Source organism: Flavobacterium sp. ZB4P23 (assembly GCF_003970375.1).
GTDB lineage: Bacteria > Bacteroidota > Bacteroidia > Flavobacteriales > Flavobacteriaceae > Flavobacterium.
This window is the reverse complement of the sequence record NZ_RYDK01000004.1, coordinates 337,702-353,422: the sequence shown is the minus strand read 5'-3', so window position 1 is coordinate 353,422 and position 15,721 is coordinate 337,702. Positions and strand designations below refer to the sequence as shown.

13 protein-coding genes, 1 pseudogene and 1 riboswitch (1 of these 15 cut by a window edge) are annotated in these 15,721 nt (G+C 37.4%); of the genes and pseudogenes, 1 reads left to right on the top strand and 13 read right to left on the bottom strand.

Annotation, left to right across the window (positions count from 1 at the left end; genetic code table 11):
* Positions 1–155 precede the first annotated feature (155 nt).
* Positions 156–1,112 carry a methylenetetrahydrofolate reductase [NAD(P)H] gene (gene metF / locus EKL99_RS09030; RefSeq protein ID WP_126554996.1) on the bottom strand — a complete coding sequence of 319 codons (957 nt, stop codon included), beginning with the start codon at positions 1,110–1,112 and terminating at the stop codon, positions 156–158.
* A gap of 110 nt (positions 1,113–1,222) precedes the next feature.
* On the bottom strand, positions 1,223–3,904 hold the full coding sequence (gene metH / locus EKL99_RS09025; RefSeq protein ID WP_126568704.1) for a methionine synthase: 2,682 nt from the start codon (positions 3,902–3,904) through the stop codon (positions 1,223–1,225).
* A 256-nt stretch (positions 3,905–4,160) separates the two neighbouring features.
* Between metH and EKL99_RS14780 the strand changes: the two genes are divergently transcribed.
* Positions 4,161–4,286: a hypothetical protein gene (locus tag EKL99_RS14780; protein ID WP_255416337.1), complete on the top strand. Its 126-nt coding sequence runs from the start codon at positions 4,161–4,163 to the stop codon at positions 4,284–4,286.
* 319 nt (positions 4,287–4,605) lie between these two features.
* Here EKL99_RS14780 and EKL99_RS09020 read toward each other — a convergent pair whose 3' ends face one another.
* The 11 genes and pseudogenes from EKL99_RS09020 to EKL99_RS08970 all read right to left on the bottom strand — a co-directional run.
* Positions 4,606–5,607, bottom strand: coding sequence for a homocysteine S-methyltransferase family protein (locus tag EKL99_RS09020; protein ID WP_126554994.1), 1,002 nt, complete (start codon positions 5,605–5,607; stop codon positions 4,606–4,608).
* A gap of 265 nt (positions 5,608–5,872) precedes the next feature.
* A riboswitch (SAM riboswitch) is annotated at positions 5,873–5,992 on the bottom strand.
* A gap of 92 nt (positions 5,993–6,084) precedes the next feature.
* The gene (locus EKL99_RS09015; protein ID WP_091204228.1) at positions 6,085–7,137 is read right to left on the bottom strand and encodes an NAD(P)/FAD-dependent oxidoreductase; all 1,053 of its coding nucleotides are present in this window, start codon (positions 7,135–7,137) and stop codon (positions 6,085–6,087) included.
* Between the two features lie 107 nt (positions 7,138–7,244).
* Complete coding sequence (locus EKL99_RS09010; RefSeq protein ID WP_126576803.1) at positions 7,245–7,826, bottom strand: bifunctional precorrin-2 dehydrogenase/sirohydrochlorin ferrochelatase; 582 nt, start codon at positions 7,824–7,826, stop codon at positions 7,245–7,247.
* Between the two features lie 74 nt (positions 7,827–7,900).
* Positions 7,901–8,674 carry a uroporphyrinogen-III C-methyltransferase gene (gene cobA, locus EKL99_RS09005; RefSeq protein WP_126576802.1) on the bottom strand — a complete coding sequence of 258 codons (774 nt, stop codon included), beginning with the start codon at positions 8,672–8,674 and terminating at the stop codon, positions 7,901–7,903.
* The gene (locus EKL99_RS09000) at positions 8,667–10,757 is read right to left on the bottom strand and encodes a HEPN domain-containing protein (RefSeq protein WP_126576801.1); all 2,091 of its coding nucleotides are present in this window, start codon (positions 10,755–10,757) and stop codon (positions 8,667–8,669) included. The genes cobA and EKL99_RS09000 overlap by 8 nt, the downstream gene beginning before the upstream one ends.
* A gap of 186 nt (positions 10,758–10,943) precedes the next feature.
* Positions 10,944–12,188: a sulfate adenylyltransferase subunit 1 gene (locus EKL99_RS08995; RefSeq protein ID WP_126457432.1), complete on the bottom strand. Its 1,245-nt coding sequence runs from the start codon at positions 12,186–12,188 to the stop codon at positions 10,944–10,946.
* A gap of 152 nt (positions 12,189–12,340) precedes the next feature.
* On the bottom strand, positions 12,341–13,240 hold the full coding sequence (cysD, locus tag EKL99_RS08990; RefSeq protein WP_126453028.1) for a sulfate adenylyltransferase subunit CysD: 900 nt from the start codon (positions 13,238–13,240) through the stop codon (positions 12,341–12,343).
* A gap of 65 nt (positions 13,241–13,305) precedes the next feature.
* The gene (locus tag EKL99_RS08985; protein ID WP_126516148.1) at positions 13,306–14,007 is read right to left on the bottom strand and encodes a phosphoadenylyl-sulfate reductase; all 702 of its coding nucleotides are present in this window, start codon (positions 14,005–14,007) and stop codon (positions 13,306–13,308) included.
* A 15-nt stretch (positions 14,008–14,022) separates the two neighbouring features.
* Positions 14,023–14,928, bottom strand: a complete 906-nt coding sequence (locus EKL99_RS08980) for a sulfite exporter TauE/SafE family protein (RefSeq protein ID WP_231507414.1) — start codon at positions 14,926–14,928, stop codon at positions 14,023–14,025.
* Positions 14,929–15,043: 115 nt separating this feature from the next.
* Positions 15,044–15,454, bottom strand: coding sequence for an Rrf2 family transcriptional regulator (locus EKL99_RS08975; RefSeq protein ID WP_126516147.1), 411 nt, complete (start codon positions 15,452–15,454; stop codon positions 15,044–15,046).
* Positions 15,455–15,623: 169 nt separating this feature from the next.
* Positions 15,624–15,721, bottom strand: a pseudogene (locus EKL99_RS08970) (PLP-dependent transferase); its annotated part runs 91 nt beyond the window's last position; the annotation flags it as partial.

The window sequence follows — 15,721 nt, the reverse complement described above, 5'->3', positions numbered from 1 at the left end:
TTCCTCCTTCGTCGGAATGACAAAATTATGAGAATTTGGAATGAATAACGACATTTATAACCGTTAAATCCCTAGCCCAGATAGCAGTAAAAATCCTTTTCTTGTCTCGTTTTTTTAGACAAGAAAAGATTGTAACGAATAGCTGGAAATAGCTCCTAAAAAACCTTACTCGCTATTTGTCGAATATTTTCTGATTTTCCCATAGAATAATAGTGCAACACGGGAACACCGGCTGCTTTCAACTCCAATGATTGTTGGATAGCCCATTCGATTCCTACTTGTCTGATATCTGCGTTGTTTTTGCACTGATCAACCGCATGAATTAAATCTTCCGGCAGATCGATTCGGAAAATTTGTGGCAAAACTTGTAAGTGTCTTTGCACGGCAATAGGCTTAATTCCCGGAATAATAGGAACGGTGATCCCAATTTCTCTGGCTTTGGCAACAAATTCGAAGTATTTAGCATTATCAAAAAACATTTGCGTCACCACATAATCCGCACCGGCATCTACTTTTTCTTTGAGTCTTTTCAAATCTGAAATTAAAGACGGTGATTCTAAATGTTTCTCCGGATATCCCGCAACTCCAATACAAAAATTGGCTTTATCATCAACATCCATGAGGTCATGCAAGTACTTCCCGCAATTTAATTGGTTAATTTGTTTGACCAAATCAACTGCAAAATCATTTCCTCCTAATTTAGGAACAAAAGACTGCTCGTCTTTCATGGCATCGCCACGCAAAGCCATCACATTATCAATTCCCAGATAATGACAATCAACTAATAGATATTCCGTTTCTTCTTTGGTAAAACCACCACAAAGCACATGAGGAACGGTATCTACATTGTATTTATGCTTGATCGAAGCGCAAATCCCAAGTGTTCCTGGACGCATTCTGGTTAGTTTTTTTTCCAATAAACCATTTCCTTTATCCATATAGATAAATTCTTCGCGAGAGGTGGTTACGTCTATGAATGGCGGTTTGAACTCCATCAACGGATCAATATTATTGTATAATTCCTGAATACTTTTGCCTTTTTGAGGCGGAATAATTTCAAAGGAGAATAACGTTTCTCCTTTGGCTGCTTCTATATGTTGTGTTACTTTCATGATCCTCCCCCGACCCCTCCAAAGGAGGGGAGAACTCGGGTAATTTTAATTGAACAATATTTTTTTCTTTCTTTTCGACTCCTCCCCTTCGGGGAGGCTGGGTGGGGATTTTAATCTGCTACATTCGGGTTCAACCATTTCATTGCTACATCGGTTGGAATGCTTCTGCGTTTGGCATAATCAATGACTTGGTCTTCTTTTATTTTTCCAAGTCCGAAATACTTGCTTTCCGGATTTCCAAAATAATACCCAGAAACGGATGAAGCCGGCCACATTGCCATACTTTCGGTCAAGGTCACTCCAATTTCTTCTGCAACATTTAGTAATTTCCAAATTGTTGGTTTTTCTAAATGGTCGGGACAAGCCGGATATCCTGGAGCTGGACGGATTCCTTTGTAATCTTCAGCGATCATAGCCTCTGTACTTAAAGCTTCATCTGATGAATAGCCCCAAATTTCTTTACGGATTTTTTCGTGTAAATATTCCGCAAAAGCTTCCGCAAAACGATCTGCTAATGCTTTGACCATAATCGAATTGTAATCGTCTAAATCTCTTTCGAATTCAGCCGCCCACTCATCAACACCAAAACCAGTCGTGACACAAAATGCGCCCATATAATCCGTTTTACCGCTATCTTTTGGAGCAATAAAATCAGACAAAGCAATGTTTGGAGCACCTTTTGTTTTTTGTGATTGCTGACGTAACGTCAAGAATGTCTGCAATGGTTTTCCGTTTTCATCACTTATCTCAATGTCATCATCGTTCACTTGATTGGCAGGGAAAATTCCATAAATTCCTTTAGCAGTCAGTTTCTTTTCTCTCAAAATAACTTCTAACATTTCCTGCGCATCTGCAAAAACCGAAGTGGCTTGTTCGCCCACTACCGCATCCGTTAAAATTGCCGGATATTTCCCGAACAATTCCCATGTTCTAAAAAACGGTGTCCAGTCAATATACGGAACCAAAACATCCAAATCCACTTCGATCACTTGTTCGCCTATGATTTTTGGCTTTACAGGAGTAAAATTCTCCCAATCCAACTGCAATTTATTCTTGCGCGCTTGCTCAATAGTTAAGAAATTCTTGTCGCGTGAACGATTCAAAAACGTCTCTCTAAAGGCATCATACTCCGCTCTAATGTCGCTTGCATATATTTTTTTATCCTTGTTCAATAAACTTCCCGCCACCGTTACGGCTCTCGAAGCATCATTCACATGAATAACCGTTTCTCTGTATTGTGGTGCAATTTTCACGGCTGTATGTGCTCGCGAAGTTGTTGCCCCACCAATCATTATTGGAATTTTAAGTCCTCTTTTGTCTAATTCTTTAGCAAGAAAAACCATTTCGTCCAGTGACGGCGTGATCAATCCGCTCAATCCAATAATATCTACGTTATGCTCAATGGCCGCTGCGATAATTTTTTCGGGAGGCACCATTACGCCTAAATCTACAATCTCATAATTATTACACGCCAGCACCACGCTTACAATGTTTTTACCAATATCGTGTACATCGCCTTTTACGGTTGCCATCAGGATTTTTCCATTCCCTTGTTTGTCTCCGGCTTGTTTGCTGGCTTCAATAAACGGCAACAAATAAGCCACTGCTTTTTTCATTACCCGAGCCGATTTTACCACTTGCGGCAAAAACATTTTACCCGAACCAAATAAATCCCCAACCACATTCATTCCTGTCATTAAGTTAATTTCAATAACTTCAATTGGTTTTTTTGCTGCCAGTCGAGCTTCTTCAATATCCAAAAGAATAAATTCATCCACTCCCTTCACTAAGGAATGTGTCAATCGTTCCTGAATCGTTCCAGAGCGCCATTCCTGAATCGCTTTTTCATTGCTCTTTACATCTCCTTTTACATTTTCGGCAAAATCCAGTAATCGCTCTGTGGCATCCTCTCGCCTGTTCAGAATTACGTCTTCAACGCGTTCTAAAAGATCTTTTGGAATTTCGTCATAAATAGACAACATTTCAGGATTCACGATTCCCATCGTCATTCCATGTTGGATGGCGTGGTACAAAAACACGGAGTGCATCGCCTCCCGAACCGTATCATTTCCTCTAAAAGAGAACGAAACATTACTTACACCTCCACTAATGTGTGCGTGAGGTAAATTTTCTCTAACCCATTTTGTTCCTCTAAAGAAATCCAAAGCATTCAAGCGGTGTTCTTCCATTCCTGTCGCTACTGGAAATATATTCAAATCGAAAATAATATCCTGCGGAGGAAAACCAACTTTATTCACCAAAATATCATATGAACGTTGGCATATTTCTACCCGGCGCTCGTAATTATCTGCTTGTCCAGTTTCATCAAAAGCCATAATAATTGCCGCAGCACCGTAACGCTTAATCAATTTAGCGTGATGAATAAATTGTTCTTCGCCTTCTTTCAAGGAAATCGAATTTACCACACTCTTACCTTGCACCACTTTTAGTCCAGCCTCAATGATATCCCATTTCGAGCTATCAATCATGATTGGAACTCTGGAAATATCCGGTTCAGCAGCAATCAAATTCAGGAATTTCGTCATGGCATATTCGCCATCAAGCATTCCTTCATCCATATTTATATCGATGATTTGCGCGCCACCTTCCACTTGCTCTTTGGCAATACTGAGTGCTTCCTCGTATTTTTCTTCCTTGATTAATCGAAGGAACTTTCTAGAACCGGTAACATTCGTTCGTTCACCAATATTTACAAATACGCTGTTAGGCGTAATGATTAAAGGCTCTAATCCTGATAATACCAAGTTTCTTCTAGTTTCTGCTTGTGCCATTTTTTATCTTTATTTGTCCTGCACGGTTTTAGAAACGGTACAAGTTTATGCTTTTGTTGTTTATTTCTACTTTTTTTTAACGTGTAGTTCGTTTTGTTTCTTATTATTTTGGGCGTGACCACAAGGGTCGGGCTATTCGTTACAAGTCCTCGACTAATTCCGTCCCGATAGCTATCGGGACTTCATTTGTCTGTGGGCTTTTCACTGCTATCCCTCACGCGGATATTGGTACTAAATCATCTATTATCAACAGAATATGCTCGTAATCCTAATTTTTATTTCATTCAACGGAATAAATTCCGTTGCTACAAAATATATCGTTCCTACGGAACTCGTACTTCGCTATCGCGAGCGTCCCGCTCGTGCCTATTCTAAATTATAATTCTATATTTCAAAATCTATTTATCCTGCCTTTGTTAATGGGCACGAGCTAGAAGCTCGCGCTAGCGGGGGAACCTAGCCACCCAGTTTGTCATTCCGACGAAGGAGGAATCTCATCAAACTATATCCGTAATGTGATTCCTCCTTCGTCCGAATGACAAAATCACACTTTATGTTTTTATTCTCTTTGTGGGCACGGATTACAAATCCGCGCTATCTAGTGTTATCAGTTCCGGCGCTGGCACTAACTTGGATTCAACTAAAAAAATCCATTTTCAAACATCACTACACAGTTTAAAAAAACCATGCAGGAAATTTAATTACATCGTTGCTGTTGAAACTCTAGGTTTATACTCCTTTGCGATATCAGCAATCAACTTAATGTGTTCTGGGGTTGTTCCGCAACAGCCACCTATGATATTTACTAAATTATCGTCTAAATATTCTTTGATAAAGGCTTGCATCTGTTCTGGCGTTTCATCGTACTCTCCAAAAGCGTTGGGTAATCCTGCATTAGGATGTGCCGAAACATTGAACGAAGTATTATGCGCTAAGGTTTGGAGATACGGTTTAAGCAAATCGGCACCCAAGGCGCAATTGAATCCTACACTCAACAACGGAATGTGTGAAACCGAAACTAAGAAAGCTTCCACGGTTTGACCTGAAAGTGTTCTTCCTGATGCATCGGTAATTGTCCCGGAAACCATGATTGGAATATCAATATTACGTTCGTCTTTGACTTCTTCAATAGCGAAAAGAGCCGCTTTGGCGTTTAACGTATCGAAAATAGTTTCCACCAACAGTAAATCACTTCCTCCGTCTATCAATGCTTCTACTTGTTGTTTGTAAGCAATGCGCAAATCATCAAAAGTTACCGCTCTGTAACCTGGATCATTTACATCTGGTGACATACTCGCTGTTCTGTTTGTTGGTCCAACTGAACCGGCTACAAAACGAGGTTTATCTGGATTTTTGGCTGTAAATTCATCGGCTACTTCACGGGCAATTCGTGCCGATTCGTAGTTAAGTTCGTAAACAATATCTTCGAGATGGTAATCTGCCATTCCGATGGTGGTTCCAGAAAAAGTATTGGTTTCAACGATATCTGCTCCTGCTTCAAAATAGGCGGCGTGTACCGCACGAATCGCTTGTGGTTGCGTAAGTGACAATAAATCATTGTTCCCTTTTAAGGAATGTGGAAAATCTTTGAAACGTTCTCCTCGAAAGTCTTCTTCAGAGAAATTGTAGCGTTGCAACATGGTTCCCATAGCTCCATCGAGTATGAGTATGTTTTTTTTAATGGCTTCTTGAATGCTTGACATATCTTGTTATTTCTTGTAAATCACGATCCATTTCGGGATTTACACTTTTGATTATTAATTACAAAAGTTCACTATATGAACTCTTTAGCCCCGATTGAAGCGATATCCTATTTTTCTGGCGTTCAGAAAAAAAGATATAGCGGAAAGCGGGAACAGTATTGGCAAAAAAACACCAATTGTTCGCTCCTGATACCGAAATTAATTCAGAAGGCTAAAAATATATGTTATCAAGAAAAGGTTTGAGAAATACTGAGTGAGTATTCGTGTGTTATCTATCTTAAATACTGAAACTGGTTCTGTATAAAGTAGAATGTAGCACCTTCTTTAAAGATAAAGGGTTGCTAAGGTTTCATTGGGTCTTTCCCTCCGCCTTTCGTGATAACTTTCAATAAATATAGGAACAGTGCAAAGTAAAGACATAGCGCCTATACTTGCAAGTATTAGCGCTATATTTTTTAACTAGTTTGTATTAAGTTGTTAAACTATGGCTTTAACCACGGCTTTTGGAGCTTCTTTACGAGTTCCGTCAAATCCGTCAACACCAGAAACTGTAGTATATTTCAGCACATATTTCTTACCCGGATTGATTATTTGGTAGGCTGCCTGACACATCATAGTTGCTTCGTGGAATCCACAAAGAATCAATTTCAGTTTTCCTGGATAAGTGTTTACGTCACCAATGGCAAAAATTCCGGGAATATTCGTTTGATAATCCAAAGCATTATTTACTTTTATGGCATTTTTTTCAATGTCTAATCCCCAGTCTCCGATAGGACCTAACTTTGGAGTTAATCCAAAAAGCGGAATAAAATAATCTGTAGGAATGGTTCTGTGGGCACCATTTTCTTCAATATCAATTGATTCTAAATGTTCGGCTCCATTTAAACCAACTACTTCTGCCGGCGTGATCATTTTTATTTTTCCGGAATCTTTTAACTCCTGCACTTTTTCGACCGAATCCAAGGCTCCTCTGAATTCATTTCTACGGTGAATTAAAGTCACTTCGGAAGCAATATTCGACAAGAAAATACTCCAATCTAAAGCGGAATCACCACCTCCTGCAATTACTACTCTTTTGTCTCTGAATTTTTCCGGATTTTTAATGAAATACTTGATTCCTTTATCTTCGTAAAATTCGATGTCTTCAATCAATGGTTTTCTGGGTTCAAAACTTCCTAATCCACCAGCAATTGCTACAACTGGTGCATGGAATTTTTTTCCTTTATTTGAGGTGACAATAAAACTTCCGTCTTCTTGTTTTTCAATAGTTTCTGCACGCTCGCCAAGGGTGAATCCTGGCTCGAACTGCTTGATTTGTTCCATTAAATTATCCACTAAATCCCCCGCTAATACTTCTGGAAACCCTGGAATATCATAGATTGGTTTTTTAGGATATAATTCTGAAAGCTGTCCGCCCGCTTGTGGCAAAGCATCCAGAATATGGCATTTTAATTTCAATAATCCTGCTTCAAAAACGGCAAATAAACCAGTTGGTCCGGCTCCTATTATAAGTATGTCTGTTTTAATCATTTTTTTATTCTTTATGTAATGTAATTATAATAAACTATTTAGTACAAATTAACGATTGATTTTTACAACTTTAAATGATAAATATCATTCGTTAATTTGTAATGCTTTTATTCTTTGTTTTTTAACGCCTCGGTGATTTCATTCATTTTTTGTACTTTTTCTTCAAAATTTCCTTTCAGCGTCTTGCGGTATTCATTCAGGTTTTCGACCATTTTATTGATGTCATCCGGAATTATTTCTTCGAAAAACTCCCGTAATCTTTTGGCAGTTGTCGGTGATTTACCGTTGGTTGAAATGGCTATTTTTACATTTCCTTTGGTTACGATTCCGCCCAAATAATAATCACATAAATCCGGTGTATCGGCAATGTTGCAAATCAAATGTCTTTTTCGTGACAAGTCGAATACTCTTTTATTTACTTTCAAATCATCGGTGCAGGCAATTACCATGTGGCGTTTGCGAAGCATCCAGCGATTGAACTTTTTATAGGTCAATATTACCGAAGGATGTTTTTGTACTAGCGTTTCCAGTTCAGGTAAAAACTTCGGTGCTACCACCTCAACATTGGCATTTGGACTGGATTTCAACATGAAAGATAACTTTTCTAAACCCACATTTCCTCCACCTACAATAAGTACATTGAGGTTGTGTAGTTTTAAAAAAACAGGATATAGTTCGTTTCTTTCCATTACTATCTTATTTTCCTCTACCAACCCTCTCCGAAGGAGATGGAGCCAGAGCTTGAATAATTTATACTTATTTTTTATGCAATGTTACTTAAAATGAATTCTTCGTAAAATCCTTTTAACTTGCTACTTTCTTTGACCACTTCTCCAATAACAATTATAGCTGGTGAACTTAACTTTTTCTCCGCCACAACTCCTTGGATGGTATTAATCGTTCCAACTCCAATTTTTTCCTGTGGAGTAGTTCCGTTTTGAATAATTGCAACAGGAGTTTCTCCTTTGGATTCCTTCTGGAATAATGACACAATTTGTGATAGTTTACTCATTCCCATCAAAATCACAACTGTTGCTGATGATTGCGCTGCGAGAGCTACATCATTCGACAAATTCCTGTTGGAAGTAGTGCCTGTGATTACCCAAAAACTTTCTGAAACACCTCTTTTTGTCAAAGAAATTCCTTGATAAGCCGGAACTGCAATCGAAGATGAAATTCCGGGGACTACAAATGTAGGGATTCCAAAACTTTCTGCAAATTCAATTTCTTCGCTTCCACGACCAAAAATAAATGGATCTCCACCCTTCAACCGAACGACATTTCCATAGGTAAGCGCATTATCAACAATCAACTGATTGATTTGGTCTTGTGTATATTCATGACAGCCTTTTCGTTTCCCTACAAATATTTTTATGGCCTCTTTGGGTGCATGAATCATTATTTCCTCATTGGCTAGTGCATCATACAAAACCACATTCGCTTCTGCCAGCGCCTTTACTCCTTTCAGAGTAAGCAAATCCGGATCGCCAGGACCAGCGCCTACTAAAGTTACTTTGGGTTGTATTGTATTATGCATCAGCTAGGTCTTTGGCTCTGTATTTCTCTATTGTATCAAAAAACGCAACTCCTAGTTGGATGTATTTTTGTGCAAATTCGGCAGAAGGCTCATTCGCTTTGATTTGATAAACCAAATCTTTAAAGCTTGAATCCAATTCTATTTTTTTGCTTTCGATAAAAACAGTATCAAATAAATCGATAATTCCAGCGTGGTGATTTGTTTTTTGGTTTTCGGCCAATAAAATTGCTTTGGCTCCGTTTACAAAACCTGCGTAGGCCAAGTAAATCGCATCTGCCCATTTTTCTTCTTCGAAAGCTTCTTGTGCAAAAGTCATTTTATCTTTGGCTTCTAATATTAAAGTAGCCACTAAATCAATTACTACACCTGCACATTCTCCTACTCCAACTGCTTTTACGTAGTTATCAGCATTTCCCCAATCTACAAAATCAGCCTCGGTAAGGTTTGTTATATCCGCTAATGGTTTCAAGAATTCATAGAAATATTTCTCTCCTTTGGCGTCGTAATAATTCAAGAACGATTGTCCGTTTCCGTTTGCTTCAAAATCATTTAAGATATAACGCAACGCATCGGGTCCTCTTCTGCTTGGAATTTTAATCACTTTGTCAGAAAATCTTCCGTTTCCGTTTCCTAAATTCCCGCCACCTAATAAAACTTGAAGAGCCGGAGCTACCAACTTTCCTGCATTAATAGACATTCCTTGGAAACCAATTTCGGACATATTGTGTTGTCCACAAGCATTCATACAACCGCTAATTTTTATGGCGATTTGTTGATTGTTGCTGTATTGTGGGTATTCTGTTTTTAATACTCTTTCTAATTCATCCGCAATACCAGTACTACTTGCAATACCTAAATTACACGTATCCGTTCCCGGACAAGCCGTGATATCTCCGATAGTATCATATCCTAAAGCAACAAAATCCAATTTGGCTAATTCTTGGTAAAAGAACGCTAGATTTTCTTCTTTAATATTACGTAAAACGATGTTTTGTCGTAATGAAAAACGCAATTCATTCGCACCGTAATTTTTAATCAAATCGGCTAACAATCTTGCTTTGTCCGTATAAAAATCTCCTAAAAGTACTTTGATACCAATAGCTACATATCCTGCTTGTTTTTGTACAATCACGTTCGATTTTTTCCAAGCTTCAAAAGCTTCAACATCCTCGATCGTTACTGCTGGTACTGCCAATAAAGGTTCAGTAATTGGTCCTTCAAAAGCGGTAGTGTCTATTTCGTAAGTATGAAACGGAAGAGCTTTTTTCTCTTCGTCAACCAAACGCAAAAACTCTTCACGACCCAAGTCCTTGATTAAAAACTTCATACGTGCTTTCAAACGTTTTGCTCTTTCTCCGTAACGGTCAAAAACTCTGATTATACCTTCGGCAGTTGGAATAATTTGGTTCACCGGTACAAATTCTGAAAGCAATTCAGCGTGACTTGGTTGAGAACCTAAACCACCCGCAAACATTATTTTGAACCCTTTTTCGCCATTTACAATTTTTGGAATAAATCCTAAATCATGCAAATAACTCAAAGCGGTATCTTTATCAGAAGAGGAGAATGATATTTTGAACTTACGTCCCATTTCCTGACAAATTGGGTTACGCAATAAATATTGAAACAAACCATGCGCATAAGGCGACACGTCAAAAGGTTCGTCAACATCAACACCCGCTAATTCGCTTCCAGTAATATTACGCACGGTGTTTCCACACGCTTCTCTCAAAGTGATATCATCTTTGGCCAACTCAGACCAAAGCTCAGGTGTTCTGTCTAAACTCACATAGTGAATTTGAATATCCTGACGAGTTGTAATGTGTAAACGTCCCGTAGAATATTTATCGGACACTTCCGTAATACGCTTCAATTGCTCGCTAGTTACTTTTCCGTAAGGCAATTTAATACGAATCATTTGCACGCCTTCTTGACGTTGACCGTAAATACCACGGGCCAAACGAAGACTGCGAAAACGCTCATCGTCAATTTGTCCACTTCGGAAGGAATGAATTTTTTTCTCTAAATCGATAATCTCTTTTTGGACAATCGGATCTTCTATTTCTGTTCTAAAACTTTGCATCTTTAGTTATGTTTATCCCCTCCCCAACCCTCCCCGAAGGGGAGGGAGTCGAAACTGGAAATATTATTACATTTTCTTTTAACTCAATTATTATTATATTCTTATCGTAAAAGGCAAACGCCTTAACTACCGGCATACTTTTATCCAGGATGTCTCCCTCCCCTTCGGGGAGGGCTGGGGTGGGGGCTATTTTATAAACCCAACTCCTGCTGTTGTGTTGGTTGCAGCATCTATTAAAATGAAAGCTCCGTTAGATTTATTATCAGTATAAGCATCAAAATAAATGGCTTTGCTCAATTTGATAGTTACTTCTCCAATTTCATTTATAGCTAATTGAGTCGCTGGTGTTGTTCCAGAATAATCGGTTGCGATTACGTTTTTTACACTGTCAATTTTCGCCAAAACTCTATTGCTGTTGTGTTGCACATAATATTTTGCACCTGCCACTAATTTTTTACTGTCCATCCAACAAACAGTTGTTGTAATATCTTTTTCAATTTTAGGAAGTTCATTCGATTTTACAATCATATCACCTCTGGTTACATTGATGTCATTATCTAATTCGATAGTGATAGAAGAACCTGCTGTCGCTTCATCAAATTGTTTATCAAAAAAGTGAATATTCGTTACGGTAGATTCAGTTAAAGAAGGAAGCACCGTTACAGCATCTCCTACTTTAATAGTGTTCCCGTATAATTTTCCTGAATATCCTCTAAAGTCATGATACTCTTCCGTTTTTGGTCTAATTACTGTTTGAATAGGGAAACGTGCGATTCCGTTTTCGTAGATATCATTTGGTTCCAATGATTCTAAATGTTCCAAAACCGTCTGTCCGGTGTACCAAGGCATATTCTCCGATTTATCTGCAACATTACCACCATTGATTGCACTTAGCGGAATGTAACTTACATTTTGTTCTTTAAAAGCGCTTTTTGCATTTAATGCCTGAAAGTCTGCTTTGATTTTGTTGTATACTTCTTCTGAATAATCAACTAAATCCATTTTGTTTACCGCAACAATCACATCTTTTACTCTCAATAAATTATTGATAAAAAAGTGACGGTAGGTTTGCTCAATAACTCCTTTACGCGCATCAATCAAAATGATTGAAACTTGTGAAGTTGAAGCTCCGGTAACCATGTTTCGTGTATATTCAACGTGACCCGGAGTATCGGCAATAATGTAACTTTTTTTGGCTGTCGAAAAATAAATATGCGCCACATCAATCGTAATTCCTTGTTCTCTTTCAGCAACCAAACCATCGGTAGCCAATGAGAAATCTAAATAATCGTATCCTTTTTGCTTACTGCTTTTTTCTATTGCTTCAATCTTATCTGTAGTCAATGATTTTGTATCGTACAATAATCTCCCGATTAATGTACTTTTTCCGTCATCTACACTTCCTGCTGTTGCTATTTTTAAAACTTCCATCTGAATTTTGTTTAAAGTTTAAAAGTTTAAGGTTTTCAAAAACACCTTGTAAAAACTTCTAAATTTGATTTTTTTATTTTAAATGTTGAATTATAAATTTTAAATATCTCGGAACAATTCATAATTTATAATTCATAACTTATAATTGTTTTCTAAAAATAACCTTGTTGTTTTCTTTTTTCCATTGCAGCTTCAGAACGTTTATCATCAATTCTGGCTCCTCTTTCAGAAATAGTTGAAGATCTAATTTCACCCACCACTTCCTGAATAGTTGCTGCGTAAGAATCAACAGCTGCGGTACAACTCATATCTCCAACGGTTCTAAAACGAACAATTCTTTCTTCAATTTGCTCATCTTCTTCTTGGTAAACAAAAGGAGAATGAGACCAAATCATACCGTCTCTCAAGAATACCTTACGCTTGTGTGAAAAGTAAATCGATGGAATTTCGATTTGCTCTTGTTCGATATAACTCCAAACATCTAGCTCTGTCCAATTCGAAATTGGAAAAACACGAACGTTTTGACCGTTTTCAATTTTTCCGTTTAAAATATCAAATAATTCAGGACGCTGATTTTTTTCGTCCCATTGACCAAAATCATCACGAACCGAAAAAATACGTTCCTTCGCTCTCGCTTTTTCTTCATCTCTACGCGCACCACCGATGCAAGCATCAAATTTGAATTCTTCGATAGCATCCAAAAGTGTAGTCGTTTGCAAACTGTTTCTACTGGAGTACTTACCTGTTTCTTCTACAACTTTCCCTTCGTCAATAGCATCTTGCACATTACGAACGATTAATTCTAATCCCAATTCAGCAACTAATTTATCTCTAAAAGCAATAGTTTCAGGAAAGTTATGTCCCGTATCTACGTGCAACAATGGAAAAGGGATTTTCGCTGGAAAAAATGCTTTTTGAGCTAAACGTACCAAAGTAATCGAATCTTTTCCACCAGAGAAAAGCAATACCGGTTTGTCAAATTGAGAAATTACTTCTCTAAATATGTATATCGCTTCGCTTTCTAAAGCATTTGTTTTTAATATGGTACTCATTATATTTTTATTTATTCAAGGATTGAAAAATTCAAAAATTGAAAGATTGTTGTATTAATTTTTAATTATTTTTGGTGCAACCCACATTCTTTATGACTCGATTCCCATGACCATCTCCCTGCTCTGATATCTTCCCCTTCGGCTATGGCTCTCGTACATGGAGCACATCCTATACTTACAAACCCTTGTTTGTGTAATACATTTTGTGGCACATTATTTTTTTCTAAATAAGCTTCTACTTCTATCAAAGTCCATTTCAATAATGGATTGAATTTTATAATGTCGAACTTTTCATCGTATTCAAAAAGGTCTAAGTCATTTCTGTTTTCGGATTGTTCCGCACGTAAACCAGTAATCCAGATGTCATTCCCTTTTAATGCTTTAGTCAACGGTGCCACTTTTCGAATAAAACAACACTCTTTTCTATTCTCCACCGATTCATAGAAGCTGTTTGGACCTTTATGATTTAACAACTCTTCCACCGCAATTGCTTCCGGAAAATAGGTTTTAATGTCAATTTTATATTTTCTTAAAGTTTTATGAAAAACATCATACGTTTCCTGAAATAATCGTCCTGTATCCAATGTAAAAATGGTAATTGGCAAATCATTTTTCGCAATTAAAGCCGTAATCACCTGATCTTCCTGACCAAAAGAAGTAGAAAAAACTACGTTATCCTTATATTCGTTGGCTAAAAAACGAAGCGTTTCCTCAATGGAAAAATCTTTGGTTTTATGCAATAACGCTTGTACTATATCTGTGCTCATAATTCCGTTTATCTTTTACAACAATTTTGACAAGGTTCTTAAACTCAAAATAATAATTAAGATACCTACCAAAATCATCATTGGTTTTCTTTTGATTTTATTAACTAATAAAGCAGCAATTGGCGCAGCAATAACGCCTCCTAAAATTAAACCTATAATAACCTGCCATCCTTGGATTCCTCCAAAAATCATAAATGTAATACCACTAGCGAAAGAAACCGCAAATTCGGCTGCATTCACAGAACCAATTGTATATCTAGGATTTCTACCGCGTCCTAATAATGTAGAAGTTACAATTGGCCCCCAGCCTCCACCTCCAACGGAATCCATGAATCCCCCAAAAGAAGCCAGAATATTCAATCGTTTCGTTTTCTTTTTAATAATATTTTTTTGCATTGCCTTTCTGATAATTATAACCGCCAAAGCGATCATATACACGGCAATAAAAGGCTTTATTGCATCCCCATCAATTACATCCGATAACAAATAAGCTCCGGTAATCGAACCCAAAATTCCGGGTATCAACAAATGCCGGACTAGTTTTTTATTGATATTCCCAAAACGATGATGAGAAATTGCAGAAGCGCCGGTGGTAAACATTTCAGCAACGTGAACACCTGTACTGCTGATTGCTGGCGGGATTCCATATGCCAATAAAAAAGAGGTAGAGGTTGCTCCGTAGCCCATTCCTAAAGTTCCATCGACTAGTTGTGCAAAAACGCCAATACAAAAAAAGATTAAAAACTCCTGATCGAACCCTCCCACAAAACCATTCCAAGAAAATTCAGCATGATGGTTGTACACCAATGTAGAAATTAATCCAACTAATAAAACAACCGGAATAACAACCCACAAGCGTTCTTTAAATGTAATTTGGGATTTTATCATCCCTTTATTTTCTTCTACTACTTCTTTATTCATGCTTGCAAGGTAAAATAAATTTTATTTATTATCTATTACCCTATCGGCATTGTAGATTAAAGCGCAAAAATAGTACTTTTTGTTTAACTACAACACTAATTTTTAAGTTTATTTTTTAAAAGGCGATATCCGCTAGGGTATTGTTTTCCAATATCATCAGGGTATTGTCTCGCACTTCGGTCATTAATTTCCGAACGGCGCAAGTGGTTTCATCGGCACAGTCTTCACAAGGCTCATAAAAATTATGGCTGGCACATGGAAGTAATGCAATAGGTCCCTCTAGAATACGATACACATGGGCCATATTTATTTCCTTAGGATCTTTTATCAAATAATAGCCTCCGCCTTTTCCTTTTTTGGCTCCTAAAAAACCAGAATGACGCAGTAATAATAAAATACTTTCTAAAAACTTGATCGAGATAGTCTCGCTCTTGGCTATCTCCGCTATTTGCACCGGAAAATTGTTTTTTTGGCGTGCCAAAAAAGTAAGTGCTTTTATTCCGTATTTAGTTTTTTTTGAAAGCATTTTAAAAAAATATAATTGAAGATTAATTATTTTTGATTGTAGATTTCAAAGCTGTCTGAAATCAACATTCTTTTTATATTGAAACAACAAAAATATACTTTTTGATTTAAGAATAGTGAATGGAGATTGATGATTTTTAATTTGTAGTAAATCTACAATCAAAAAATCCTTACAACAATGCCTGCTCTAAATCAGCAATCACATCTTTTACGGTTTCCAATCCTACTGAAACACGAACTAAACCATCGGTAATACTCACTGCTAAAC